21 protein-coding genes are annotated in these 24,635 nt (G+C 67.2%); 14 read left to right on the top strand and 7 right to left on the bottom strand.

Annotated features, from left to right (window positions below):
* Positions 1 to 66 precede the first annotated feature (66 nt).
* Positions 67 to 1,896: an ABC transporter ATP-binding protein gene (locus tag ACV22V_RS31035; protein WP_448016508.1), complete on the bottom strand. Its 1,830-nt coding sequence runs from the start codon at positions 1,894 to 1,896 to the stop codon at positions 67 to 69.
* 561 nt (positions 1,897 to 2,457) lie between these two features.
* Here ACV22V_RS31035 and ACV22V_RS31030 point away from each other — a divergent pair.
* The 3 genes from ACV22V_RS31030 (at position 2,458) to ACV22V_RS31020 (ending at position 5,061) form a co-directional block, all read left to right on the top strand.
* Positions 2,458 to 3,522, top strand: coding sequence for a glycosyltransferase family 4 protein (locus ACV22V_RS31030; protein ID WP_059523676.1), 1,065 nt, complete (start codon positions 2,458 to 2,460; stop codon positions 3,520 to 3,522).
* A 236-nt stretch (positions 3,523 to 3,758) separates the two neighbouring features.
* Entirely contained in the window at positions 3,759 to 4,559 is an 801-nt protein-coding gene (locus ACV22V_RS31025; protein WP_059691102.1) for a hypothetical protein, read from the top strand.
* A gap of 37 nt (positions 4,560 to 4,596) precedes the next feature.
* The gene (locus ACV22V_RS31020; RefSeq protein ID WP_448016507.1) at positions 4,597 to 5,061 is read left to right on the top strand and encodes a DUF2214 family protein; all 465 of its coding nucleotides are present in this window, start codon (positions 4,597 to 4,599) and stop codon (positions 5,059 to 5,061) included.
* 41 nt (positions 5,062 to 5,102) lie between these two features.
* Here ACV22V_RS31020 and gudD read toward each other — a convergent pair whose 3' ends face one another.
* Positions 5,103 to 6,455 carry a glucarate dehydratase gene (gene gudD, locus ACV22V_RS31015; protein WP_059702185.1) on the bottom strand — a complete coding sequence of 451 codons (1,353 nt, stop codon included), beginning with the start codon at positions 6,453 to 6,455 and terminating at the stop codon, positions 5,103 to 5,105.
* A gap of 425 nt (positions 6,456 to 6,880) precedes the next feature.
* On the opposite strand from gudD, the gene ACV22V_RS31010 reads away from it, so the two are divergent.
* Positions 6,881 to 7,642 (top strand): FadR/GntR family transcriptional regulator, encoded by a 762-nt coding sequence (locus ACV22V_RS31010; protein ID WP_059465220.1) that lies wholly within the window; start codon positions 6,881 to 6,883, stop codon positions 7,640 to 7,642.
* Positions 7,643 to 7,694: 52 nt separating this feature from the next.
* On the opposite strand, the gene ACV22V_RS31005 is transcribed toward ACV22V_RS31010, so the two are convergent.
* The 4 genes from ACV22V_RS31005 to pdxY all read right to left on the bottom strand — a co-directional run bounded on the left by ACV22V_RS31005 (position 7,695) and on the right by pdxY (position 12,686).
* Positions 7,695 to 7,841, bottom strand: coding sequence for a hypothetical protein (locus ACV22V_RS31005; protein ID WP_448016506.1), 147 nt, complete (start codon positions 7,839 to 7,841; stop codon positions 7,695 to 7,697).
* 10 nt (positions 7,842 to 7,851) lie between these two features.
* Complete coding sequence (locus tag ACV22V_RS31000) at positions 7,852 to 9,000, bottom strand: branched-chain amino acid ABC transporter substrate-binding protein (RefSeq protein ID WP_059691105.1); 1,149 nt, start codon at positions 8,998 to 9,000, stop codon at positions 7,852 to 7,854.
* A 373-nt stretch (positions 9,001 to 9,373) separates the two neighbouring features.
* Positions 9,374 to 11,518, bottom strand: a complete 2,145-nt coding sequence (locus tag ACV22V_RS30995; RefSeq protein ID WP_448016505.1) for a phosphocholine-specific phospholipase C — start codon at positions 11,516 to 11,518, stop codon at positions 9,374 to 9,376.
* A 307-nt stretch (positions 11,519 to 11,825) separates the two neighbouring features.
* Complete coding sequence (pdxY, locus tag ACV22V_RS30990; RefSeq protein ID WP_059523664.1) at positions 11,826 to 12,686, bottom strand: pyridoxal kinase PdxY; 861 nt, start codon at positions 12,684 to 12,686, stop codon at positions 11,826 to 11,828.
* Positions 12,687 to 12,860: 174 nt separating this feature from the next.
* On the opposite strand from pdxY, the gene ACV22V_RS30985 reads away from it, so the two are divergent.
* The gene (locus tag ACV22V_RS30985; protein WP_448016504.1) at positions 12,861 to 13,922 is read left to right on the top strand and encodes an alpha/beta fold hydrolase; all 1,062 of its coding nucleotides are present in this window, start codon (positions 12,861 to 12,863) and stop codon (positions 13,920 to 13,922) included.
* A 25-nt stretch (positions 13,923 to 13,947) separates the two neighbouring features.
* Here the strand turns inward: ACV22V_RS30985 and ACV22V_RS30980 are convergent, their stop codons facing one another.
* The gene (locus ACV22V_RS30980; RefSeq protein ID WP_223960704.1) at positions 13,948 to 14,946 is read right to left on the bottom strand and encodes an LLM class flavin-dependent oxidoreductase; all 999 of its coding nucleotides are present in this window, start codon (positions 14,944 to 14,946) and stop codon (positions 13,948 to 13,950) included.
* Positions 14,947 to 15,588: 642 nt separating this feature from the next.
* Here ACV22V_RS30980 and hpnI point away from each other — a divergent pair.
* The 9 genes from hpnI to ACV22V_RS30935 all read left to right on the top strand — a co-directional run bounded on the left by hpnI (position 15,589) and on the right by ACV22V_RS30935 (position 24,495).
* Positions 15,589 to 16,764 carry a bacteriohopanetetrol glucosamine biosynthesis glycosyltransferase HpnI gene (gene hpnI, locus ACV22V_RS30975; protein WP_448016502.1) on the top strand — a complete coding sequence of 392 codons (1,176 nt, stop codon included), beginning with the start codon at positions 15,589 to 15,591 and terminating at the stop codon, positions 16,762 to 16,764.
* Between the two features lie 166 nt (positions 16,765 to 16,930).
* On the top strand, positions 16,931 to 18,373 hold the full coding sequence (gene hpnJ, locus ACV22V_RS30970; RefSeq protein ID WP_448016501.1) for a hopanoid biosynthesis associated radical SAM protein HpnJ: 1,443 nt from the start codon (positions 16,931 to 16,933) through the stop codon (positions 18,371 to 18,373).
* Between the two features lie 3 nt (positions 18,374 to 18,376).
* On the top strand, positions 18,377 to 19,261 hold the full coding sequence (hpnK, locus tag ACV22V_RS30965; protein ID WP_059691108.1) for a hopanoid biosynthesis-associated protein HpnK: 885 nt from the start codon (positions 18,377 to 18,379) through the stop codon (positions 19,259 to 19,261).
* A complete protein-coding gene (locus ACV22V_RS30960) occupies positions 19,258 to 20,298 on the top strand; it encodes a lysylphosphatidylglycerol synthase domain-containing protein (RefSeq protein ID WP_448016500.1) in 1,041 nt (346 codons plus the stop codon). The genes hpnK and ACV22V_RS30960 overlap by 4 nt, the downstream gene beginning before the upstream one ends.
* Before the next feature lie 87 nt (positions 20,299 to 20,385).
* The gene (locus tag ACV22V_RS30955; protein ID WP_059691110.1) at positions 20,386 to 20,943 is read left to right on the top strand and encodes a hypothetical protein; all 558 of its coding nucleotides are present in this window, start codon (positions 20,386 to 20,388) and stop codon (positions 20,941 to 20,943) included.
* A gap of 265 nt (positions 20,944 to 21,208) precedes the next feature.
* The gene (locus ACV22V_RS30950; protein WP_059523652.1) at positions 21,209 to 21,898 is read left to right on the top strand and encodes an ABC transporter permease; all 690 of its coding nucleotides are present in this window, start codon (positions 21,209 to 21,211) and stop codon (positions 21,896 to 21,898) included.
* Positions 21,895 to 22,608, top strand: coding sequence for an ABC transporter permease (locus ACV22V_RS30945; protein WP_059447650.1), 714 nt, complete (start codon positions 21,895 to 21,897; stop codon positions 22,606 to 22,608). Before ACV22V_RS30950 ends, ACV22V_RS30945 begins: the two co-directional genes overlap by 4 nt.
* A 21-nt stretch (positions 22,609 to 22,629) precedes the next feature.
* The gene (locus ACV22V_RS30940; RefSeq protein WP_006488736.1) at positions 22,630 to 23,430 is read left to right on the top strand and encodes an ABC transporter ATP-binding protein; all 801 of its coding nucleotides are present in this window, start codon (positions 22,630 to 22,632) and stop codon (positions 23,428 to 23,430) included.
* A 21-nt stretch (positions 23,431 to 23,451) separates the two neighbouring features.
* Entirely contained in the window at positions 23,452 to 24,495 is a 1,044-nt protein-coding gene (locus ACV22V_RS30935) for a GlxA family transcriptional regulator (protein WP_059691111.1), read from the top strand.
* The last annotated feature ends 140 nt before the right edge of the window (positions 24,496 to 24,635 follow it).

The following is a 24,635-nucleotide window of genomic DNA, read 5'->3' as shown; positions in this document are numbered from 1 at the left end:
ACGCCATGAAAAAAGCCGCCGTGCGCGAAGCACGGCGGCTTTTTTTGTCGGCTGCGCGGCGCTGTGTCAGGCCACGCGTTCGCCGGTCGGCGCGGTGCCGTCGGGCGCGTGATGGCGGCCGTGCTGCTTCGCGAGCAGGTCGCGGTACAGGCCCGGACGGTTGCGCAGCACGTCGGGGCTGCCGTCGTCGATCACCTTGCCGTTGCTCATCACGATGATCCGGTCGAAGTTGCGCAGCGTCGACAGCCGGTGCGCGATCGCGATCACCGTGCGGCCGACCATCAGGCGGTCGAGTGCGCTCTGGATCGCTTCCTCGGATGCGCTGTCGAGCGCGGACGTCGCTTCGTCGAGCAGCAGGATCGGCGCGTTCTTCAGGATCGCGCGGGCGATCGCGATGCGCTGGCGCTGGCCGCCCGACAGCTTCACGCCGCGGTCGCCGACGATCGTGTCATAGCCTTCCGGCATCGCCTCGATGAACTCCGAACAGCGGGCGTCGCGCGCGGCGGCGAGCACTTCGTCGCGGGTCGCTTCGGGCCGGCCGTATGCGATGTTGTCGTAAATGGTCCGGTGCAGCAGCGAGATGTCCTGCGGCACGAGCGCGATCGCGTGCCGCAGGCTGTCCTGCGTGATCGCCTTCACGTCCTGCCCGTCGACCATCACGGCGCCGTCCTGCGTGTCGTAAAAGCGCTGCAGCAGCGCGAGCACGGTCGACTTGCCGGCGCCCGACTTGCCGATCAGGCCGACGCGCTGGCCCGGTTCGATATGGAGATCGAAGTGATCGAGGATCGCGCGGCGGTGCGGATACGCGAACGTCACGCGTTCGAAATCGACGCGCCCGCCCTTGGCCGACAGCGGTTGCGCGTCGGAGCGGTCCGGCATCCCGTGCGGCTCGAGCAGCGTCTTTACGGCTTCGGACAGGCGTGCCACGTGCTGCGTGACGTCGACGAGCGCGACCGCCAGATCGCGCGTGCCGTGCAGGATCGTGAAGCCGAGCGAGCTGACGAGCACGATGTCGCCGGAGGTCGCGCGGCCCTGGTCCCACAGCCACAGCGCCCAGCCGAGCAGGCCGGCGGACAGCATTGCGGTGATCACCGCGTGCAGCAGGCGCAGCTTCTCGAGATAGAGCAGGCTTTGCTGGCGCGCGTCCATCTCGGCCTTCACCGTCGCGCCGAAGCGCTTCTGTTCGCGCAGCGTCATCCCGAACGCGCGCACGAGGCCCATGTTGCCGATCACGTCGACGAGCTCGCCGTCGACCGCGGCGGCCTTCGACGCGAACGCGTGATGGCGCGCGGAACCACGCCCGGCGAGCTTGAACAGCACGACCGAGAGCACGGCCGAACAGCCGAGCAGGCCGGCGGCCATCAGCGGGTTCACGACGATGATCATCAGGATCGCGCCCATCACCGCGATGCACGGCGGCAGCACGTTCCACGCCATCGTGTTCTCGGACGTATAGACGGCGTTCGACGTGGCGGTGATGCGGCTCGCGAGCGTGCCCGGCTGCTTTTCCGAGTAGTACGTCGGCGAGTGGCCGATCAGGTACTGGAACAGGTCGCGCCGCAGGTCGCCGGTAACCGCGACGAACGTGTGCGCGGCGACCCAGCCGCCGACGCGCCACAGCAGGTTGTCGGCCGCGATCAGCCCGACGAGCAGCGCGAACGCGCTCCACAACGGGCCCGGATGATGACGCCCGGTCGCGAGCACGTCGATCAGGTGTTTGATCGCGTATTGCGAGCCGAGCGCGCAGCCGACGGCGGCCACCACGCTGCAGAGCACGACCAGGTGCGCGACGGGATGCAGGCGGATGTAGCGGAACAGGAACGCGATCGGCCGATGCGCGTAGCTCGACAGCTTCGCGTTGTGGGCGTTGCGCTGGGCAGGGGTGAGAGATTCCAAAATATGCGTGCGGTGATTCGGTGATTGAGCTGATCGATGGATCGCAGCCCACGGTCGCCCGGACTGAATAATCCGGCATTGTAAACAAGGCCGCGCATTGCGCTGCGCGAATCTTGCCTTGGTCAGGGGCGCGCGATCAATTTTGAGATAAAATCCGGCATCCTGTCCTGCCGCATGCGCCGGAATCGCGATGCCGGCGGCGAGGGATGACCCGGAACGCCAAAAGGGCCTTCCACTCTAGAACGGACGCCCAAGTCCGCGGGTTGCAAAGTGTTGCACCTTTGTAACAAAGTAAAGTGTTTGAAATGTTGTGCGCCGTATCGGGATTAACCCTAGATAATCGGCTCCGGGTTCGATTCCAGGTTTTTACGAACCCCTGTCAACGGGTCTTCGTTTCAAACGTTCTATGCCTGTCGCGTCGCCGACGCTCCTTGAGCAGCGCGGGTTCGACGCCCCCGGCAGGCTGATTCGTCCGACTTTCGGACGACATGCATCCAGCCCGGACCGCCGGCAGGTTGCCGACCCATACCTGGTTTTTAGCCGATTTTTTAGGAGTTACGCATGCGAATCGCCCAAATCGCTCCGTTGCACGAAGCGGTGCCCCCGAAACTGTACGGTGGTACCGAGCGAGTGGTGTCCTACCTCACCGAAGCTCTCGTCGAGATGGGGCATGACGTCACGCTCTTCGCGAGCGGCGATTCGCAAACGTCGGCGAAGCTCGAAGCGTGCTGGCCGCAGGCGCTGCGCCTCGACCCGACGATCCGCGACGTGATGGCTCCGCACATGCTGCTCCTCGAGCAGGTGCGCCGCCGTGCGGAAGAGTTCGACGTCCTGCACTGCCACATCGACTACTACCCGTTCTCGCTGTTCTCGCGCCAGCCGGTCCCGCATCTGACGACGATGCACGGCCGTCTCGACCTGCCGGAACTGCAGCCGATCTTCAACGCGTTCAGCGACGTGCCGGTCGTGTCGATCTCCGACAACCAGCGCATCCCGCTGCCGCAGGCGAACTGGCTGTCGACCGTGTATCACGGCCTGCCGGAAAACCTGCTGACGCCGATCCCGAACGTGAAGCCGAGCTACCTCGCGTTCCTCGGCCGCATCTCGCCGGAGAAGCGCGTCGACACCGCGATTCGCATCGCCGAGCAGGCCGGCCTGCCGATCAAGATCGCCGCGAAGCTCGACAAGGCCGACCGCGCGTACTACGAAGAGAAGATCAAGCCGCTGTTCGCCCTGCCGCACGTCGAGTACATCGGCGAAATCAGCGAGTCGGAAAAGACCGAATTCCTGGGCAACGCGCACGCGCTGCTGTTCCCGATCGACTGGCCGGAGCCGTTCGGCCTGGTGATGATCGAGGCGATGGCCTGCGGCACGCCGGTGATCGCATTCAAGCGCGGTTCGGTGCCGGAAGTGATCGAAAACGGCGTGTCGGGCTTCGTCGTCGAAGACGAACTGTCGGCCGTCGCGGCGCTCAAGCGCCTCGATACGCTGCCGCGCGAGAAGGTGCGCGCCGCGTTCGAAGCACGTTTCTCGTCGAAGGTGATGGCGCAGAACTACGTGAAGGGCTACGAGGAACTGCTGCGCCAGAAGCGCCGCACGGTGCTGCGCGAAGTCAACGCAAGCTGATGCCGGCGCGCCGGCCGCACTGCGGCTGAGGCCGTCATCGACGCCCCGTCCGGGTCCCCGGCGGGGCGTTGTCACATCTGCGGCGCCGATCTGTTGTATTCTCGCCGCGCCCGGCGCCGCGAACGGCCCCGGAAGCGGTCCGGCACGCCATCCGGCCGTCTGTCCAGACGGTAATGTCCCTATAATGGCCGTGCCGCGAAATCCGGCCCCGCACGAACATCGAGAGGAGAGCAGTCTTGGCGAGATCGAAAACCACGCGCGCAGCGCCGGCCCCCGGCGCCGGCGTGATCTTCGCGTTGCGCGCGATCGGTCTCGTGCTGCTCGCGCGCTGGCTGTTCTCGATGTCCCAGATGGGCTATCGCGCGTCGCTGTCGGCGATGGTGTCGTCGCCGTGGGCGTTCGTCTATCTCGTGCTGATCTTCCTGCTGCTCGCGCTGCCGGGCGCCGTCGCGCGCGCCGAGCGGCCGTTCCATCCGCTGCCGCAGTGGCTGCGACAGGCGCTGCGGGTCTTCGCGCTGATCGGTTTCCTGTTTGCCGTGTGGTCCATCGGCGCGTTCGCGTGGGCGGCCGGCTGGCGCCGTGCGCTGCACGCGGTGACGGCGACGAACGGCTGGCTCGTCGCCGCGCCGGCGCTGTATGCGGCGATCGTGTGGATGTGCCGCCCGCGGCCGCTGTGGCGCACCAACGTGGCCGCTCGCCGCTTCGCGGTCGGCCGCTACGCGATCTCGCTCGATACGCTCACGCGTACCGCGATCGTCTGGATGGAGAGCCGCAAGGTCGGCCAGTACGACGCGCGCGAACTGTCGGTCCGCTGGCCCGGCCGGAGCACGGCCGCCGAAGCCGAGCAGGGTGCGCAGGCGGCCGCCGTGCCGCCGCGTCGCGGCAGCCTGTTTCGGCGGCCGAAGGTGGAACTGCTGTGGGATTCGCCGGCGGCCGTCGGTCATAACCGGCAGATCGTGATGCGCGCGCCGCTCGCGACCGAGGGCGACCGCGTGGCGGTGCTCGCGCTCGACGCCGCGCTCAAGCAGATCGTCTGACAAGGCCTGCGCGGCGCGCGGGCGACAAGGAGGCGCAATGATCGTTCGCTGGTTGCTGGCAGCCGTTCACCTGATGGCGTTCGGCGTCGCGTTCGCCGCGATCGCGGGGCGCAACCGCGCGCTGCGCCGGGTCATCGCGTCGGCGCAGGCCGCCGACCTCCCGGGCGTGTTCAAGGCCGACGCGGCTTGGGGATTGTCCGCGCTGGTGCTGATCGCGACGGGACTCACGCGCGCGTTCGGCGGTTTCGAGAAGGGCGCCGGGTATTACCTTCACGAGCCGCTCTTTCACCTCAAGATGACCGCGCTCGTGCTGATCCTGCTGCTCGAGATCGTGCCGATGCTCGGGCTGATCCGCTGGCGCATCGCCGCGCGGCAGCAGCAGATGCCCGATCTGGGCCGCGCACGCACCTACGTGCGGATCGGCCATTGGCAGGCCGTGCTCGTCATGGTCATCGTGTTCGCCGCGTCGGGAATGGCGCGGGGGATCGGGGCGGCCGGCTAGTCTCTCGACCGGGTGGACCCGCCGCCCGGCTCGTTCGGTGCTCAGCGCACGAGGCAGGGGCGCTTGTTGTTGAACGTCCACCCCGGAATCAGATACTGCATCGCAGCTGCATCGTCGCGCGCGCCGAGCCCGTGCTGCTTGTACAGCTCGTGCGCGACCGCGACCGCATCCATGTCGATGTCGATGCCGAGACCCGGACGCTTCGGCACTTCCACGAGCCCGTTCTCGATCTTCAGCGGCTCGCGCGTCAGCCGTTCGCCGTCCTGCCAGATCCAGTGCGTGTCGATCGCGGTGACCTGACCGGGCGCGGCGGCCGCGACGTGCGTGAACATCGCGAGCGACACGTCGAAGTGGTTGTTCGAATGCGAGCCCCACGTGAGGCCCCAGTCGCGGCACATCTGCGCGACGCGCACCGAGCCCTGCATCGTCCAGAAGTGCGGGTCGGCGAGCGGGATGTCGACCGCCTGCAGCTGCACCGCGTGGCCCATCTGCCGCCAGTCGGTCGCGATCATGTTGGTCGCCGTCGGCAGCCCGGTCGAGCGGCGGAATTCGGCCATCACCTCGCGGCCCGAGTAGCCGTTTTCCGCACCGCACGGATCTTCCGCATACGCGAGCACGTGATGCAGGTCGCGGCACAGCCGCACGGCCTCGTCGAGCGACCACGCGCCGTTCGGATCGAGCGTCACGCGTGCTTCGGGGAAGCGCTCGGCGAGCGCCGTCACGGCTTCGACCTCGCGTGCGCCTTCGAACACGCCGCCCTTCAGCTTGAAGTCGTTGAACCCGTAGCGCGCATGCGCGGCTTCGGCGAGGCGCACGACCGCCTCGGGCGTCAGCGCGGCCTCGTCGCGTACGCGCGTCCAGTCGTCGGTCGCGCCGCGGCCATCGCGGTAGGGCAGCGCGGTTTGCGTGCGGTCGCCGACGTAGAACAGGTAGCCGAGCATCTCGACGCGCTCGCGCTGCTGTCCCTCGCCGAGCAGGGCGGCCACGGGCACGCCGAGATGCTGGCCGAGCAGGTCGAGCAGCGCGGCCTCGAGCGCGGTGACCGCGTGGATCGTGGTGCGCAGGTCGAAAGTCTGCAGGCCGCGGCCGCTCGCGTCGCGGTCGGCAAAGGTGCGCCGCACGTCGTTGAGCACCGCATGGTAGTTGCCGACCGGCTGACCGACGACGAGCGCGCGCGCATCCTCGAGCGTGCGGCGGATGCTTTCGCCGCCCGGCACCTCGCCGACGCCGGTGCGGCCCGCGCTGTCCTTCAGGATCACGAGGTTGCGGGTGAAGAACGGGCCGTGCGCACCGCTCAGGTTGAGCAGCATGCTGTCGTGGCCGGCGACCGGAATGGCTTGCAGGTCGACGATGCGCGGCGTGTCGTGGGAAGGCGAGGCAGTGACGGCGTTCATGGCGGCGATGGCGAAAGTGTGGGCAATGCCGTGCGGCAAAAGCTTTGCCGCGCGCGGCGGGAGGTGCGATCATTCGACAACCGACGTGCGCGGCGCGCAAGCCCCGCATGTCGACAGCAACCCGAAAGGGTGGGGGCGACCCGCTCGATGCCGGTGTCGCGGCGGACCGGAACAAGCGCGGATGCGCGCTTCGGTCGACCGTGAAACCGGGCGCCGGCAGCCGCGCAGAAGCGCGAATGTCGGCCGATCGCGAATCACGGGACCTGGCAGGTGCTTGTACGCCGGCCTCGGTCGACAGGAGATCCGTGGCTCGATCATCAGTCGTCGGATGACTTGTGACGCAGTATAATGAATCATCGGCGTTCGCTCAAACCCCGCGTAAACCCTCGGCTCACATTACGATCATTCAAAAAGGAACCGGCCTCATGTCCGTGCCCACGCTTCCCGCAGCGCCGCGCCGTCGCGCACGCAGCCTCGCACAAGATGTCGTCGACGCGCTGACCGCGCAGATCGAAAACGGCACGCTGCGTCCCGGCGACAAGCTGCCGACCGAAACCGAAGTCATGGCGGCGCAGGGTGTCAGCCGCACGGTCGTGCGCGAAGCGATCTCGCGGATGCAGGCGAGCGGCCTCATCGAGACGCGCCACGGCATCGGCAGCTTCGTGCTCGAACCGACGCGCCGCCAGACGCTCGGCATCGATCCCGCGACGATCACGACGCTGCGCGACGTGCTTGCCGTGCTCGAGCTGCGCATCAGCCTCGAAAGCGAATGCGCGAGCCTCGCGGCGCAGCGCGCGAACGATACCGATCTCGCCGCGCTGCGGCGCGCGCTCGACGCGATCGCGTCGGGGGCGGGCGGCGGCCGCGACACGGCCCAGCTCGATTTCCAGTTCCACCTGCAGATCGCGCAGTCCACCGGCAACCGCTATTTCGTCGACATCATGACGCAGCTCGGCGCGTCGATCATTCCGCGCACGCGCGTGAATTCGGCGCGCTTCGCCGGTGACGACCTCGAGCGCTATGTCGGCCGGCTCAATCACGAGCATGAAGACATTTACGAGGCGATCGCGCGTCACGACCCCGAAGCCGCGCGTGCCGCGATGCGCACGCACCTGACCAACAGCCGCGAGCGGCTGCGCCGTGCGCACGAGGCGGCCGAGGCGGAACGCGATACGCAGGCCAGCTGACGAGACGGCCCGCGCATTGCCGCGGGCCACGGCGAATATCGCCGAAATAACATCAGTCATCGTATAAGATCGGCGCGATTGCGCCGATCGTTTTATTGCCGGCTACCCATTCGTCGGTATCCGCATCGCGCGTGTGAAGGCGGGGCGGCGTTCCCGCCACCGCCCGCGCCCAGGCGGCCTGGCTGTCCAGGCCGCCCATCCCGCTTCGATCAGCCTCCCTTCGTCACGATGGTCTTCCACGCACCGCTCTTCACCTGATACAGCGTCGACATCCCGCTCTTCAGCGAGCCGTCGTTCGCGAACGAGATGCGGCCGGTGACACCTTCGAAGTCGACTTTCTTCAACGCCGGGCGATAGACCTTCGGATCGGTCGAGTTGACCGCCTGCATCGCCTTGATCGCCGCCCACGCCGCGTCGTAGCCGAACTGCGCATACGACAGCACGTCGACGCCGAAGCGCTTCTTGAACCGCTGCTCGAAATCCTTGCCCTGCGGCAGCTCGTCGAGCGGCCGTCCATACTCCCACGCCATCGCGCCTTCGGCGGCCGGGCCGGCGATCTTGATGAACTCGTTGTCCTTCACGCCGCCGCCGCCGACGAACTGCGCGTTCAGCCCGAGCTGGCGCATCTGCTTGATGAAGTTCGCGGCGAGCGAATCGAGACCGCCGAAGAAGATCAGGTCGGGGTTCTTGCCCTTCAGGCTCGTGATCTGCGCGCGGAAGTCGACCGCCTGGTTGCTGGTGAACTCGCGGCCGATGATGTTGCCGCCGGCCGCCTTCACGGCCTTCTCGAACTCGTCGGCCTCGCCCTGGCCGAACGCGGTGCGGTCGTCGATGATCGCGATGCGCTTCGCCTTGGTCACGTCCACCGCGTACTTGCCCGCGTTGCCGGCGTTCTGGCCGTCGGTCGCGATCACCATGAACATGTTCGCGAGCCCGCGCGACGTGAGCGTCGGATTGGTCGCGGCCGGGTCGATCACCGGGATGCCGGCCTTGTCGTAGACCACCGACGCCGGAATCGTCGTGCCCGAGTTGAAGTGGCCGACCACCACCGACACGTTCTGGTCGACGAGCGCCTGGGCCGCCTGCACGCCGATGCGCGGGTCGGCCTGGTCGTCCTGCACGACGAGGTTGAAGTGCGCGGGCTTGCCGGCAATCTGAATCTTCTGCGCAGCCGCATCGTCGAGCGCGAGCTGCACGCCGTTCTGGAGATCCTTGCCGTAACCGGCGTTCACGCCGGTGAGCGGCGCGGCGAAGCCGACCTTGACGTCGGTCGAGTCGGCCGCCTGAGCGGCCTGTTGCGAGAGGAGAGCTACCGCGGATACGACCGATACCGACAACAGGGAATGACGCAATTTCATGTTCGTTCCTCTTGTTCTTACACCAGCGGGTGGATACCGCACGCAGCCGGCGGGCCGGGCGCGTGCGACGGGCGGGCGGTTCGACCGCTTCTCGGAATCGGGCGGGGAGGTCGGCATGCTGATGCTTCCCGGAAGAATCTCCCGTCAGGCTCTGCGAGGAGCCCCGATCGCCTCGATATATAGGTCGCCGATATGTGCGGGTCTTGGGAATTTGCCGCGCATTCGGTGCGGATTTGCGCATAGCTTCCACGCGAGCGCGGATGGCCGGTATCGGGAGTTTCCCGTCGCGAGCGCGACAGGCGGGGAGGCGGGCGGCGGTGCGGAGTGAGAACACGGCGCGGCCCGCCGGGGCCGCGCCGCGTCATGACAGCCGTCAGTCGGACAGCGCGTCCGATGCGGCTTCGGCGTCGTCGTGCGCCGCGGTCGTGCGGATGGCCGGGTCGCTGGTGCTCGGGCGGCCGGTCTCGACGTGGCCCGCGAAGCGGCGCTGGAAGCCGAGCGGCTTGCCGTCGCTGACGGTCAGGTCGTACCAGCCGTTGCTGCCGCGCAGGTCCCAGTAGTCGTCGACGTGCGTGCCCGGCTTGAGGTCGAACTCACGCGCGTGGCCGTGGCCGTAGGCGTTCGTCACCTTGAGCCGCACGGCTTTGTGGCCGCGGTTCATCAGGCGCAGCGTGATGTTGCCGTTCGCGACGTCGTAGCCGTAGATCACCTCGGGGTTGACGCTCGCGGGGCCGACCGCCAACGCGGCGGGGCTGCGGAAGTGGCAATAGAAGCCGTTCGGGCCGTACACGTCGAGGTCGTACAGGCCGAGCGACGGCGCCGGGCTCCACGTGTCGGAAAGCCGCTTGCCGGCGTCGACCGTGTAGGTCCACGGGCCGTCGACGCGATTGCGCGCCTGAACCTGGAACGCCGCGCCCGCGGTGCCGGTGTTCGCGAAGGTCAGCCGGAACTGGCCGCTCGCATTGTCGATCCGGCCGTGCACGAACAGCTCGTACGGCAGCGCGCGCGCCGGACGCAGGCCGGCCTCCTGCTTCGGCAGATGCTGGACGACCGGCGGCACCGGGATGTAGTCGGGGTGACGGTTGCGGTCGGGCGGCGCGTAGCCGCTCGTGTCCGGGAGCTGCGGCCAGCTTGCGTCGGGCGTCGCGAAGTCGAACGCGGACGTCAGGTTGCCGCACACCGTGCGGCGCCACGGCGACACGTTCGCCGCGGTGACCGCGTACTGCGCGCTGAAGCGCGCTTCGATGAATTGCAGCAGCGACGTGTGATCGAAGGTCTGCGAACAGACCCAGCCGCCCTTGGTCCACGGCGACACCACCAGCATCGGCACGCGCGGCCCGAGCCCGTACGGGCCAGCCATGTGCGACGCGTCGCCGGCGAACACCTCGTTGGTCGTCGCGACCGTCGATAGCCCGTTGTCGCGCGACTGCGGCGCGAACGGCGGCTGCACGTGGTCGAAGAAGCCGTCGTTTTCGTCGTACGTGATGAAGAGCGCGGTCTTGCTCCACACGTCCGGATTCGACACGAGCGCCTTCAGCACCTGCTTGATGTACCACGCGCCGTAGTTGGCCGGCCAGTTCGGGTGCTCCGAATAGGCTTCCGGCGCGCAGATCCACGACACCTGCGGCAGCGTGCCGTTCTTCACGTCCTGCTGCAGCACGTCGAACAGCGTGCCGCCGGCGCTGATGTTGGTGCCGGTGCGCGCCTTTTCGTACAGCGGCGTGCCGGGCAGCGCGCTGCGGTACTGGTTGAAGTAGAGCAGCGCGTTGTCGCCGTAGTTGCCGATGTACGGGTTCTGCGTCCAGCCCCACGAGCCGTTCGCGTCGAGCCCCGTGCCGACGTCCTGGTAGATCTTCCACGACACGCCGGCCTGCTCGAGCACTTCCGGATAAGTCGTCCAGCCGTAGCCCTTTTCCTCGTTGCCGAGCACCGGGCCGCCGCCCGTGCCGTCGTTGCCGACGTAGCCGGTCCACATGTAATAGCGGTTCGGGTCGGTCGAGCTCGGGATCGCGCAGTGGTACGCGTCGCAGATCGTGAACGCATCGGCGAGCTGATAGTGGAACGGGATGTCGTCGCGCTTCAGGTACGCCATCGTCGTGGTGCCCTTGTTCGGCACCCACTGGTCGTAGCGGCCCTTGTTCCACGCGGCGTGCATGTCCTGCCAGCCGTGCGGCAGGTCCTGCAGGAACTGCAGGCCGAGCTTGTCGGCGCCCGGGTGGAACGGCAGCAGCTCGGCCGGGCCGACCGGCTGGTGGAACACCGACTTGCCGTTCGCGAGGCGCAGCGGGCGCGGGTCGCCGAAGCCGCGGACACCGCGCATCGTGCCGAAGTAATGGTCGAACGAGCGATTCTCCTGCATCAGGATCACGATGTGTTCGATGTCGCGGATCGTGCCGGTACGGCGGTTCGCGGGAATGGCGAGCGCATCGCGGATCACGGGCGGGAAGAGGTTCAGCGCGGCGGCGCCGGCAGTGCCGGCGGCGACGCGCAGGAAGTCACGACGGTTCGATCGGGTCATGGTCGTTATCGTGCGTTAAAGGGGGAGCCGGTTGGCGGGACATGCGGGAAATAACGGGCGCGTCCGCGGCGCAGGATGCGGCTGCGCCAGTCGTGCCGCCGCGAGCATAGCGAGTATTCGGTGTCATTCATGTGAAGTCCGGAAACGTTTGCACGCGCGGCATTGAACGGACAACGGCCGACGGTCGTGATGCAAGGGAAGCGGGGATGCGGACAGCGGGAAAGCGGACAGCAGAACGGCAGAACAGCAGAACAGCAGAACGGCAGAACAGCAGATCGCGCGCGCCGGCGACGCGGATGCGGCGGCGTCAGGCGTCCGTCACCCACGCGCCGAACCATTCGCTCGGGCGCGCGATTTCATCCTGCGCGGCAACGAGTTCGAGCTCGTAGCGGCGCGCGTCGTAGGTCGCCTTCACGACCGCGTGCACGGCCGCGAGCGTGTGCTCGAACGCGGCGCGCACCGAGTCGCCGCGCAGCCGGCGTGCGACGAAGATGGCGCTGGTGAGGTCGCCGACGCCGACCGGATGGCGCGGAAACGCATACAGCGGGCGCTGGCCGATCCACGCTTCGGTCTCGGTGACGGCGAGCATGTTGAAGCGGTCGGCCGGGCTGTTGCGGTCGTGCAGGTGCTTGACGAGGATGATCTTCGGGCCGCGGCGGATCAGCGCGCGGCAGGCGTCGACGGCTTCGGCGACGGTCTCGATGCGCCGCCCGGCGAGCTTCTGCAGCTCGGTGTGGTTCGGCGACATGCCGTCCGCGAGCGCCGGCATCTCCTGGACGATGAATTCCTCGACGCCGGGTTCGGGCCGGATGCCGCCCGTCTGGCCCAGCGCCGGGTCGCAGAAGTACCACGCGTTCGGGTTCATCGCCTTCACCGTGCGCACGATCTCGACCGTCGCGCGCGCCTGCGCCGGCGACCCGACGAAGCCGGACAGCACCGCGTCGCAGCGCTTGAGCGCGCCGATCGCGGCGACCCCGTCGACGAGTTGCTCCATCTTCGCGGCGTCGATCGCGCTGCCGGCCCAGTGGCCGTACTGCATGTGATTCGACAGCTGGACGGTGTTGAGCGGCCAGACGTTGACGCCGAGGCGCTGCATCGGGAACACGGCCGCGCTGTTGCCGGCGTGTCCGTAGATGACGTGCGACTGAATGCTGAGGACGTTTTTCATGAGCGTTCGCCTGCAGGCGTTTCAGGGTCACGTCACACGATACCCGAGATCGTCGCGTGCGCGGAAGTCGCGCGGTCATCGAGTGTTGCGCGCCGTCGTCAGCCCGACCGCGTAGAATCGCGGGGCGCGCAGCCGCCTGGCTGCCCGCGTGCATTTCCCTTTACCGTGATCGCCATGCCTTCGATTTGCAAGATGTTGTCCCTCGCGCGCGCCGCCGTGCTCGGCGCGGGTGTCGCTGCCGCATGCGCGACGCCAGCCGCGGCCGCCGTCCCGGCGCCGGCCGGTAACGACGGGCCCGTGTACGGCCCCCGCCTGGAAGGCTTCGCCTATCCGGAGCCGGTGCACCGCTACGCGTTCGTGTCCCAGCGCGAAACCCTCGAGATGATGTACATGGACGTGCAGCCGGCGCACCCGAACGGCCGCACCGTCGTGCTGCTGCACGGGAAGAACTTCTGCGCGGCGACGTGGGAGGACACGATCGGCGTGCTGAGCCGCGCCGGCTATCGCGTGATCGCGCCGGACCAGATCGGCTTCTGCAAATCGTCGAAGCCCGAGCGCTACCAGTTCAGCTTCCAGCAGCTCGCGCGCAACACGCATGCGCTGCTCGAGTCGATCGGCGTGAAGTCGGCGACGATCGTCGGCCATTCGACGGGCGGGATGCTCGCGATGCGCTACGCGCTGATGTACCCGAAGGCGACCGAGCAGCTCGTGCTGGTGAACCCGATCGGCCTGGAGGACTGGAAGGCGCTCGGCGTGCCGCCGCTGTCGGTCGACTACTGGTATGCACGCGAGCAGAAGACGACGGCGGACGGCATCCGCCGCTACGAGCAGGCGACCTACTACGCGGGCAAGTGGGCGCCGTCCTACGAGCGCTGGGTGCAGATGCTTGCCGGCATGTATCGCGGCCCGGGCCGCGACGCGGTCGCGTGGGACTCCGCGCTGATCTACGACATGATCGTCACGCAGCCGGTGGTCTACGAACTCGGTGCGATCCGCGTGCCGACGCTGCTGCTGATCGGCGACAAGGACACGACCGCGATCGGCAAGGACGTGGCGCCGCCCGAGGTGCACGCGAAGCTCGGCCGTTACCCGGAGCTCGCGAAACGCACGCAGGCGGCGATTCCCGGCGCGCAGCTCGTCGAATTCCCGGCGCTCGGGCACGCGCCGCAGATCCAGGACCCGGACGCGTTCCACAAGGCGCTGCTCGAAGGCATGGAGGCGGTGCACCCGCAGTGACGCCTGCACGGGCGCACCCGCCCGGTCAGCGGGTTTCGTTCGCGAGTTCGTCGCGGATCTGTGCCGCCAGTTCGAACGAGCGCACCCGCGCGGCGTGATCATGGATCTGCGCGGTGATGATGACCTCGTCCGCGCCCGTTTGCGCGATCCGGTCGCGCAGCTTGTCGCGCACCGTGTCGCGCGAGCCGACGGCCGCGAACGACAGCGCGTGTGCGACGTTCGCGAGTTCGAACTCGCTCGCCTCGAGCGTGTCGACGGGCGGCGGCAGCTTGCCCGGCGTGCCGCGGCGCAGGTTGATGAACTGCTGCTGCAGCGATGTGAAGAGGCGCCGCGCCTCGTCGTCGGTATCGGCCGCGAACACGTTGATCCCGACCATCGCATGCGGTTTCGGCCACGCGGCCGACGGCCGGTACTGCGCGCGATAAAGCTCGAGCGCGCGCATCAGGTAGTCCGGCGCGAAGTGCGACGCGAATGCGAACGGCAGCCCGAGCATCGCGGCGAGCTGCGCGCTGAAGAGGCTCGAACCCAGCAGCCACACGGGCACGTCCAGCCCCGCGCCGGGCACCGCGCGCACGCGCTGGCCGGGCACCGGTTCCGCGAAGTAGCGCTGCAGCTCGGCGACGTCGTCCGGAAACGCGTCGGCGCTGCCGATCAGGTCGCGGCGCAGCGCGCGCGACGTGGTCTGGTCGGTGCCGGGCGCGCGGCCGAGCCCGAGGTCGATGCGCCCCGGATACAGCGACGCGAGCGTGCCGAACTGCTCGGCGATCACGAGGGGCGCATGGTTCGGCAGCATGATCCCGCCCGAGCCGACGCGGATCGTCTTCGTCGCGCCCGCCACATGACCGATCACGACGGCGGTCGCCGCGCTCGCGATGCCGGGCATGTTGTGATGTTCGGCGAGCCAGTAGCGCCGGTAACCGAGACGCTCCGCGTGCTGCGCGAGATCGACGGTGTTGCGGAACGCCTGGGCGGCGTCGGCGCCGACGGGAATGGGGGCGAGATCGAGTACGGAAAACGGAATCATCGGGTGGCCTTCGAAGGGGAGGGGCGCGGTGATGCGCATGCGCAACAGATGCCGACGATTTTGCCAAAGGGTTCCGGAACGCGCTGGCGACGCGCGGATACCCATGAGCCTTTCAGGGGTGCAAGGTAAGGTCTGGCGATTGTTGCAAGAATCAACCTAATCTCAGAATAATTACCAATCTTTACGGCGATTGGGCATGTCTTCGCATCGACGCACAAAATTCCACGAAACGTTTGATTTTCAAGACTGCAATATGCCTGCAAAGCGCTTACGCTAACGTGAACGAGGTGGTATCAGAATGGTTCGTCGGCCGCACAGCTTTGCCGAAATTGCACCAGTCCGTTTCGCGAGGCGTCCGAGCGCGGGGCGGCGCGGGCTGATAAAATCCGGCGCCTGCCCATGTTGTGCCGATGGCAGCTATTCGAATCTTCCCGCATCCCGTCCCGGGCATCGCGCGAGGATATGCCACGCGAAGCCGGGCATGGCCGCCTTCGGGGACCGGGCCGTGCCTCCCCTTTACACAGACGCTGCTGGAACAAGGAGTCGGGTCGTGCCCGCGTTCGTTGCTGTCGGAATATCCAATCACGTTCAACCCGGTTCGATCGATCGGCAGGGCGCGCGCGTTGCCGGAGAGCGTCGCGCATGACGCCGGCCGTCACGTTGCTGGACTGGCTCCTGACGGTGTTTGCGCTGGCCGCGGCCGGCTATGCGCTCGTTGCCGCGTTCGCGCCGCGTCCGCGCACGCCGCGCACCGCCGCGCGCGACGGCTTCGAGCCCGTCAGCGTGCTCAAGCCGCTGTGCGGCGCGGAGCCGCACCTGTACGAGAACCTCGCGACGTTCTGCGAGCAGCGCCACCCGCGCCATGAAGTGCTGTTCGGAGTCGCGTCGGCGGCCGATCCGGCCATCGCCGTGGTCGAGCGGCTGCGCGCCGATTATCCGGAATGCGACATCACGCTCGTGATCGACGCGCGCGTGCACGGCAAGAACCTGAAGGTCAGCAACCTGATCAATCTGGCGGAGCGCGCGAAGTACGGCCGCATCGTGATCGCGGACAGCGACATCGCGGTGCAGCCGGATTATCTGGAGCGCGTGACGGCGCCGCTCGCCGACGCGTCGGTCGGGGTCGTCACGTGCCTGTATCATGCGCGCAGCGTCGGCGGGTTCTGGACGCGGATCGGCGCGCAGTTCGTCGATGCCTGGTTCGCGCCGTCGGTACGGATCACGCACCTCGGCCGCTCGAGCCGCTTCGGCTTCGGCGCGACGCTCGCGCTGACGCGCGACACGCTCGACCGGATCGGCGGCTTCATCGCGCTGAAGGACGAACTGGCCGACGATTTCTGGCTCGCCGAGCTGCCGCGCCGCCTCGGGCGGCGCACCGTGCTGTCCGAGGTCGAGGTCGCGACCGACGTGATCGAGCCGTCGTTCGGGCCGCTCTGGCACCGCGAGACGCGCTGGCTGCGCACGATCCGTTCGCTGAATCCGGCCGGCTTCGCGTTCCTGTTCATCACGTTCACCGTACCGTGGCTCGCGATCGGCGCGGCACTGGCACTGCGTCTCGACGGCACCGTCGCCGGCACGCTGGCGGGTGGCGCGGCTGTCGCGGGCGCGTTCGGGCGGCTCGTGCTGCACGCGCGCGGCGAGGACGGCTGGCGCGCGTTCTGGCGCGATCTGCCGCTCGTCGCGGTGCGCGACACGCTGCTCGCGCTCGAATGGCTCGCGGCCGCGTTCGGCACGCACGTCGTGTGGCGTGGCGCGAGGATGACGGTCGTCGGCGGCGAACGCGCGACGGCGGCAGTGGAAGGCGGGGACGGCCGCTGAGGCGTGTTCCCCGAGGGAGCCGGCCATGCGCCCGGCCCCGATCGAATCCGGCCCGAAGGCCGAGACGCGCCGCGCGGCAACGCCGCGCGACGCGACATGACAGAGAGGCGGGCGCCGGCAGGGCGGCCCGCGGTTGATTGACTGAATCGTTGAAACGAATCGAACTATGCAGGCTACCGGAGCATTCATGAAAACGCTGTTCTTGCAGGCCCCTTCGTATGACGGCTTCGACGGCGGAGCCGGCTCGCGCTACCAGGCGAAGCGCGAAATCCGTTCCTTCTGGTACCCGACGTGGCTCGCGCAGCCGGCCGCGCTCGTGCCGGGCAGCCGCGTCGTCGACGCGCCGGCCGACGGCCTGTCGGTCGAAGAGACGCTGAAGATCGCCAACGACTACGACCTCGTGATCATCCACACGAGCACGCCGTCGTTCCCGACCGACGCGATGTTCGCGCAGGATCTCAAGAAGATGAAGCCGTCGATGCTGGTCGGCATGGTGGGCGCGAAGGTGATGGTCGATCCGCACAACTCGCTCACGGCGAGCGAGGCGATCGACTTCGTGTGCCGCGAGGAATTCGACTACACCTGCAAGGAAATCGCCGAAGGCAAGCCGTTCCCCGAGATCAAGGGCTTGAGCTGGCGCGCGAAGGACGGCTCGATCGAGCACAACGAAGCGCGTCCGATCCTCGAGAACATGGACGAGCTGCCGTTCGTCGCGCCCGTCTACAAGCGCGACCTGAAGATCGACAACTACTTCATCGGCTACCTGAATTACCCGTACGTGTCGATCTATACGGGCCGCGGCTGCAAGTCGCGCTGCACGTTCTGCCTGTGGCCGCAGACGGTCAGCGGCCATCGCTACCGCACGCGCTCGGTCGAGAACGTGCTCGCCGAAGCGAAGTGGATCCGCGACAACATGCCGGAAGTGAAGGAACTGATGTTCGATGACGACACCTTCACCGACGACCTGCCGCGCGCCGAAGCCATCGCCATCGGTCTGGGCAAGCTCGGCATGACGTGGTCGTGCAACGCGAAGGCGAACGTGCCGTACAAGACGCTGAAGGTCATGAAGGAAAACGGCCTGCGCCTGCTGCTGGTCGGCTTCGAATCCGGCGACGACCAGATCCTCGTGAACATCAAGAAGGGCGTGCGCACCGATTTCGCGCGCCGCTTCAGCGCGGACTGCAAGAAGCTCGGCATCAAGATCCACGGCACCTTCATTCTCGGCCTGCCGGGCGAGACGCAGGAAACCATCAAGAAGACGATCGAGTACGCGAAGGAAATCAATCCGCATACGATCCAGGTGTCGCTCGCCGCACCGTATCCGGGCACGACGCTCTACAAGCAGGCCGTGGAAAACGGCTGGATGGAAGAGAACAAGACTATCAACCTGGTGAGCAAGGAAGGCGTGCAGTTGGCGGCGATCGGCTATGCGCACCTGTCGCGCGACGAGATCTATCACCACCTCGAGCAGTTCTATCGCCAGTTCTACTTCCGTCCGTCGAAGATCTGGGAGATCGTCCGCGAGATGCTGACGAACTGGGACATGATGAAGCGCCGTCTGCGCGAAGGCGTCGAATTCTTCCGCTTCCTGCGCGCGCACGAGGCCTGATTCGTGACGACGCAGCGGGCGGCGCGGGCGCTGATCTTCACCGCGGACGACTTCGGGCTGCACCCGCGCGTCAACGCGGCGGTCGAGCGCGCGCATCGCGACGGCGTGCTGAACGCCGCGAGCCTGATGGTCGGTGCGCCCGCGGCGCAGGATGCGATCGAACGCGCGCGGCGGCTGCCGTCGCTCGCGGTCGGCCTGCACCTCGTTCTCGCGGACGGGCCGGCCACGCTGCCCGCGCATGAAATTCCCGCGCTCGTCGGCCCCGACGGGCGGTTCGGCGACGCGATGGCGAAGGACGGCTGCCGCTTCTTCTTCCTGCCGCACGTGCGTGCGCAGCTGCGCCGCGAGATCCGCGCGCAGTTCGAGGCGTTCGCGGCGAGCGGCCTGCCGCTCGACCACGTGAACGCGCACAAGCATTTCCACCTGCATCCGACCGTGCTGTCGATGATCATCGAGATCGGCCGCGACTACGGGCTGCGCGCGGTGCGGCTGCCGTACGAAACGCGCGCGCCCGCGCTGCTCAAACCGTGGATCGCGCTGGTGCGCGCGCGGCTCGACCGCGCGGGGCTCGCGCATAACGACTACGTGGTCGGGATCGAGCATACGGGTGCGATGGACGAGGCCGTGCTGCTCGACGCGCTCGCGGCGCTGCCGCCCGGCGTCGGCGAGATCTACTGTCATCCGGCGGAAGCGGGCGACGGCCCGATCACGCCGACGATGGCCGACTACCGCCCGGTCGACGAACTGGATGCGCTGCTGTCGCCGCGCGTCGCGGCCGCGCTGAAGGCCGCGGGCGTCGCGACCGGTGGTTTTGCCGACGTGTTCGGCCAGCCGGCGGCGCGGCGCGGCACGCGAGCGTCGCGCGAAGCGGGGGCGCAGCCGTCATGACCAAGTGGATCAAATGGCTCGGCTGGCCGATCGGCATCGGAATCCTGCTCGCGCTCGGTTTGCACGAAGGTGTCGGCGACGTGACGCAGATGCTCGAGCGCGCCGGTTTCGCGCTGCTGTGGCTCGTGCCGTTCCACGCGCTGCCGTTGCTGCTCGACGCGTATGCGTGGCACCAGCTGCTCGACCGGCGCGCGTCGCTGTCGTTCCTGTGGTGGGTCGCGACCGTGCGCGAAGCCGTGAACCGGCTGCTGCCGGTGGTCGGGATCGGCGGCGAGCTGGTCGGGATCCGGATGGCGCGCTGGCAGGTGCCCGACGCGAGCCGCGTGACCGCGTCGGTGATCGTCGAGGTGCTGGTGACGATCGTCGTCCAGTATGCATTCGCCGCGCTCGGCCTCGTGCTGCTGCTCGCGACGACGCACGATATGGGCGGCGGCACGATCGGCCTCGCGCTGCTGCTGACGCTCCCGCTGCCGGTGCTCGGCGTCGTGCTGATGCGTCGCGGCGGGATCTTCCATGCGATCGAGCGGTTCGCCGGGCGTCTGCTCGGCGATTCGCACCGGTTGCTGCAGGGCGTCGACGGCCGCCGCCTCGATGGCGACATCGACGCGCTGATGTCGCGCACGTCGCTGCTGTTCAGCGCGTTCTTCTGGCAGTTGTCCGGCTACGTGCTCGGCGCGCTCGAAATCTACTGGGCGCTCGCGCTGCTCGGCCATCCGGTATCGATCGGCGGCGCGATCGCGATCGAGGCGATGACGCAGGCCGTGCGGCATGCGGCGTTCATGGTGCCGGGCGGCCTCGGCGTGCAGGAGGCGACCGTCGTGCTGCTCGCGCAGATGTTCGGCGTCGATCGCGAGACGGCGCTGTCGCTCGCGCTGGTCAAGCGCGGCCGCGAGGTGCTGTTCGGCTGCCTGGCGCTCGGTTCGTGGCAGCTGGCCGAACTGGTGCGCACGCGCCGCCGGATCAAGGCGGTGCCAGCCGGGGCGCGCACCCTGCAGGCAAGCCGCGAGGCCGAGGTGCAAACCGAAACGATGCAGTGAACACGAGACGGGCCGCGCGCCCGTCTCGCGCTTTTGGCGTTGCACGGGTATCCTTGCCGCGTGTTTTCTCGACGCGCATTTCTTCCGATGATTTTCCGTTTCCGGCTGCTTCCCGTGACGATGCTGGCCGCCGCGCTGGCGCTGACCGGCTGCGACGACAAGCAAGGCAATCTCGACGTGCAACGTATCAGGGACTTTTTCAACGCGATCAAGCCGGCGCCGCTGCTGCTCAAGGGGCTGAAGGCCGGCGTATCGACCGAAGCCGACGTGCGCGCCACGATGGGCAAGCCCGAGACCGAGCGCGCGTTCACCGACGGCTCGAAGCGCCTCGAATATCCGCGCGGCCCGATGGGCAACCAGACCTGGTTCGTCGACCTCGACGCGAGCGGGCACTACACGGGCGCGACGCAGGTGCTGACCGCCGAGAACTTCGCGAAGGTGCGTCCCGGAATGACCGAGGACGAAGTGCGGCGCCTGCTCGGCAAGCCGGGCGACATCGCGCAGTACCCGCTGAAGCCCGAGACGGTGTGGAGCTGGCGCTGGCTCGAGGACGGCGTGAATACCGACGCATTCTTTAACGTTCATTTCGGCCCGGACGGGCTTGTCTATACGACTTCGCGCTCCGACATCCTGAAGGGGCGGTGAGACCGCCCGCGGCGCTATATCGAAAAAGCGACCGGAAAATTGCAAAAAGTCCGCTTCCCTGCATGTCATCCGACTGTCAGGAAGCGGCTTTTTTCCTTTTGAAACAGTGGCGTAGGCCTTGCCTGCAAATGGTGCGACGAATTGCTGCGACGCAGCAATCGCATGCACTGTGATTTGAGGCAATCAATTTCGCTTGCGACTATCCGCGTCAGCCCGGCGCGGGAAGGTATGCGTGCCGGTGTTCATATCAACACTGGAGACGCGCGTGTTCCTTTACGGCTTTGGTCCTGTCCTCTGGGCCGGCACCGTGCAGACCATCGAGCTGTCGGTGCTGTCGCTCGCCGCTGCGGTGGCGCTGGGGCTGATCGGCGCGGTGGCAAAGCTGTCGCACAACCGGGTGCTGCGAGCGATCGCGACCGGTTATACGACGCTGATCCGCTCGGTGCCCGATCTCGTCCTGATGCTGCTGCTGTTCTACAGCATCCAGATCTGGCTGAACCAGTTCACCGACCTCGTCGGCTGGGATCAGATCGACATCGATCCGTTCGTCGCCGGCGTGCTGACGCTCGGCTTCATCTACGGCGCGTACTTCACCGAGACGTTCCGCGGGGCGTTCCTGTCGGTGCCGCGCGGCCAGCTCGAGGCCGGCGCGGCGTACGGGATGAGCGGGATGCGCGTGTTCGTGCGGATCATGTTTCCGCAGATGATGCGTTTCGCGCTGCCCGGCATCGGCAACAACTGGCAGGTGCTCGTGAAGGCGACCGCGCTGGTGTCGATCATCGGTCTCGCGGACGTCGTGAAGGCCGCGCAGGACGCCGGCAAGAGCACGTTCAACATGTTCTTCTTCATTCTCGTCGCGGCGCTGATCTACCTCGCGATCACGACCGTTTCCAACCTCGTGCTGATCCAGCTCGAGAAGCGTTATTCCATGGGCGTGCGGCACGCAGAACTATGATCGAGATCCTCCAGGAATTCGGCCAGGCGTTCCTTTATTGGGACGGCCAGCGCCTCTCCGGCCTTGCGGTGACGCTGTGGCTGCTCGTCGCGTCGATTTCGCTCGGCTTCGTGTGCGCGGTGCCGCTCGCGGTCGCGCGCGTGTCGAAGAAGAAGTGGCTGTCGATGCCGGTGCGGTTCTACACGTACGTGTTCCGCGGCACGCCGCTCTACGTGCAGCTGCTGCTGATGTACACGGGCATGTACAGCCTCGAGTTCGTGCGGTCGCATTCGCTGCTCGACGCGTTTTTCCGCAGCGGCTTCAATTGCGCGATCCTCGCGTTCGCGCTGAACACCTGCGCGTACACGACCGAAATCTTCGCCGGCGCGATTCGCGCGATTCCGCACGGCGAGGTCGAGGCGGCGCGTGCTTACGGGATGTCGCCGTTCACGATGTACCGCCGGGTGATCCTGCCGTCGGCGCTGCGCCGCGCGCTGCCGCTGTACAGCAACGAGGTGATCCTGATGCTGCATGCGACCACCGTCGCGTTCACGGCGACCGTGCCCGACATCCTGAAGGTCGCGCGCGACGCCAATTCCGCGACCTACATGGCGTTCCAGTCGTTCGGAATCGCCGCGCTGATCTATCTTGCGGTATCGTTCGCACTCGTCGCGGCATTTCGCCGGGCGGAGCGCCACTGGCTCGCGTATCTCGCGGCCGGCCGTCATTGATTTCACTTCGAGGAGAGCCAGTTGGCCGAGATCACTCAAACGAGCGCGTCCGCTTCCGTCAAGCTTGCCGCCGTCGACATTCACAAGCGCTACGGCGATAACGAGGTGCTCAAGGGCGTGTCGCTGAACGCGAAGGCGGGCGACGTCATCAGCATCATCGGTGCGAGCGGTTCGGGCAAGAGCACGTTCCTGCGCTGCATCAATTTTCTCGAGCGGCCGAATGCGGGGCAGATCGTCGTCGACGGCGAGGCCGTGCGCACGAAGACCGACCGCGCCGGCGCGCTCGAGGTGGCCGATCACAAGCAGTTGCAACGCATCCGCACGAAGCTCGCGATGGTGTTCCAGCACTTCAATCTGTGGGCGCACATGAACGTGCTCGAGAACGTGATGGAAGCGCCGGTGCACGTGCTCGGCATTTCGAAGAAGGAAGCCGAGGAGCGGGCGCGCGAATACCTGGAGAAGGTCGGTTTGCCGCCGCGCGTCGAGAAGCAGTATCCGTCGCATCTGTCGGGCGGCCAGCAGCAGCGTGTCGCGATCGCGCGCGCGCTGGCGATGCATCCCGACGTGATGCTGTTCGACGAGCCGACTTCGGCGCTCGACCCGGAACTGGTCGGCGAAGTGCTGAAGGTGATGCAGAAGCTGGCCGAGGAAGGCCGCACGATGATCGTCGTCACGCACGAGATGGGCTTCGCGCGCAACGTGTCGAACCACGTGATGTTCCTGCATCAGGGGCGGACCGAGGAAGAGGGCGATCCGAAGGAGGTGCTGGTGCGTCCGCAGAGCGAGCGTCTGAAGCAGTTCCTGTCGGGCAGTCTCAAGTAACGCGAAAGGCGGGTTTCATACGTGGTACCGGTGTCTCGTCCCGCAGGCGCCACCCGCACGACGCAGGTGGCGATCGTTGCATTGCCGCCCGTGTCGATGTCGGGTGTGGGTCCGATCGTCGATGCGTTGCATCTCGCGAACGAGATCGACGGGCGCTTGCTGTATCGCTGGCAGGTGTGTTCGTGGGACGGGCGGCCGGTGCCGCTCGCCGGCGGTGCGCAGTGGCATGCCGATGCGGCGTTCAACGATGCGATCGCGTGCGACTGGCTGATCGTCGTGTCGGAGCGGTTTCAGCAGTTTGCGGACTATCGGTTGTTTCTCGCGAGTCTCGCGCGGGTCGGGCAGCGGACGCCGGTTGTGACCGGGATTCACCACGGCGTGTGGTGGCTCGCGATGGCCGGGCAGCTTTCCGGATATCGCGTGAGCGTGAACTGGGAGACATATCAGCAGTTCGCCGAGCAGTTCGAGCGGTCGATCGTCACGCAGCAGATCTTCGAGATCGATCGCGATCGGGCGACCTGTGCGGGCGGGCAGGCGACCGTCGATTTCATGCTGGCCATGATCGGCCGGGAACACGGGGCGGATCTGGGTGAGCGCATTGCCGATGCGCTCGGGGCCGGCACGCTGCGCAGCGGCGAGGAGCGGCAGCGGATTCCTTTCGTGACCGCGCCGGGCGAGCGGCATCCTCGGCTGAACGATGCGTTGCTGTTGATGGAAGCCAATGTCGAGGATCCCTTGACGACCGATGAGATCGCCGGGCTCGTGGGCGTTTCCCGGCGGCAGCTCGAAAGGCTTTTTCGCCAGTATCTCGGGGCGATGCCCTCGAAGTATTACCTCAATCTCCGGTTGCTCAAGGCCAGGACCCAGTTGCAGCGGACCAGCAAGTCGGTGGTTCAGGTCAGTCTCGCTTGCGGGTTCTCTTCTGCTGCGCATTTTTCCAATGCTTATCGCGAGCGGTTTGGTGTGACGCCTCGGGAGGATCGGCGAGCGTGGCTCGAGAAGCAGACCGGCGGGGGGAGTGAGCCTCGTGGGGGGGCGCTGGTCGAGCGTGGTGGCAAGGATTGAGGTTTTTTGCGGTGCGCGGTTTGTTGGTGTGAAGCACCTGGGATCGTGTCGGTCTATTAGCGTCGCCCCTGCGCGGGGCGGCGGTTACTTTTCTTTGTGAGCCTATCCGAATGTTTGTGTGTGAGGCATAAACTGATGGC

The organism is Burkholderia sp. AW33-5 (assembly GCF_053427615.1).
This window is presented reverse-complemented; position numbering and strand designations above follow the sequence as displayed.

Bases quoted from the DNA above. Each gene is read 5' to 3' on its own strand.
- ACV22V_RS31030 (WP_059523676.1), top strand. From the start codon at position 2,458: ATGCGAATCGCCCAAATCGCTCCGTTGCACGAAGCGGTGCCCCCGAAA.
- gudD (WP_059702185.1), bottom strand. From the start codon at position 6,455: ATGAACGCCGTCACTGCCTCGCCTTCCCACGACACGCCGCGCATCGTC.
- ACV22V_RS31005 (WP_448016506.1), bottom strand. From the start codon at position 7,841: ATGGGCGGCCTGGACAGCCAGGCCGCCTGGGCGCGGGCGGTGGCGGGA.
- ACV22V_RS30955 (WP_059691110.1), top strand. From the start codon at position 20,386: ATGATTTTCCGTTTCCGGCTGCTTCCCGTGACGATGCTGGCCGCCGCG.
- ACV22V_RS31020 (WP_448016507.1), top strand. From the start codon at position 4,597: ATGATCGTTCGCTGGTTGCTGGCAGCCGTTCACCTGATGGCGTTCGGC.
- ACV22V_RS30960 (WP_448016500.1), top strand. From the start codon at position 19,258: ATGACCAAGTGGATCAAATGGCTCGGCTGGCCGATCGGCATCGGAATC.
- ACV22V_RS30980 (WP_223960704.1), bottom strand. From the start codon at position 14,946: ATGATTCCGTTTTCCGTACTCGATCTCGCCCCCATTCCCGTCGGCGCC.
- ACV22V_RS30945 (WP_059447650.1), top strand. From the start codon at position 21,895: ATGATCGAGATCCTCCAGGAATTCGGCCAGGCGTTCCTTTATTGGGAC.
- ACV22V_RS30995 (WP_448016505.1), bottom strand. From the start codon at position 11,518: ATGACCCGATCGAACCGTCGTGACTTCCTGCGCGTCGCCGCCGGCACT.
- ACV22V_RS31010 (WP_059465220.1), top strand. From the start codon at position 6,881: ATGTCCGTGCCCACGCTTCCCGCAGCGCCGCGCCGTCGCGCACGCAGC.
- ACV22V_RS31000 (WP_059691105.1), bottom strand. From the start codon at position 9,000: ATGAAATTGCGTCATTCCCTGTTGTCGGTATCGGTCGTATCCGCGGTA.
- hpnI (WP_448016502.1), top strand. From the start codon at position 15,589: ATGACGCCGGCCGTCACGTTGCTGGACTGGCTCCTGACGGTGTTTGCG.
- ACV22V_RS30985 (WP_448016504.1), top strand. From the start codon at position 12,861: ATGCCTTCGATTTGCAAGATGTTGTCCCTCGCGCGCGCCGCCGTGCTC.
- pdxY (WP_059523664.1), bottom strand. From the start codon at position 12,686: ATGAAAAACGTCCTCAGCATTCAGTCGCACGTCATCTACGGACACGCC.
- hpnJ (WP_448016501.1), top strand. From the start codon at position 16,931: ATGCAGGCTACCGGAGCATTCATGAAAACGCTGTTCTTGCAGGCCCCT.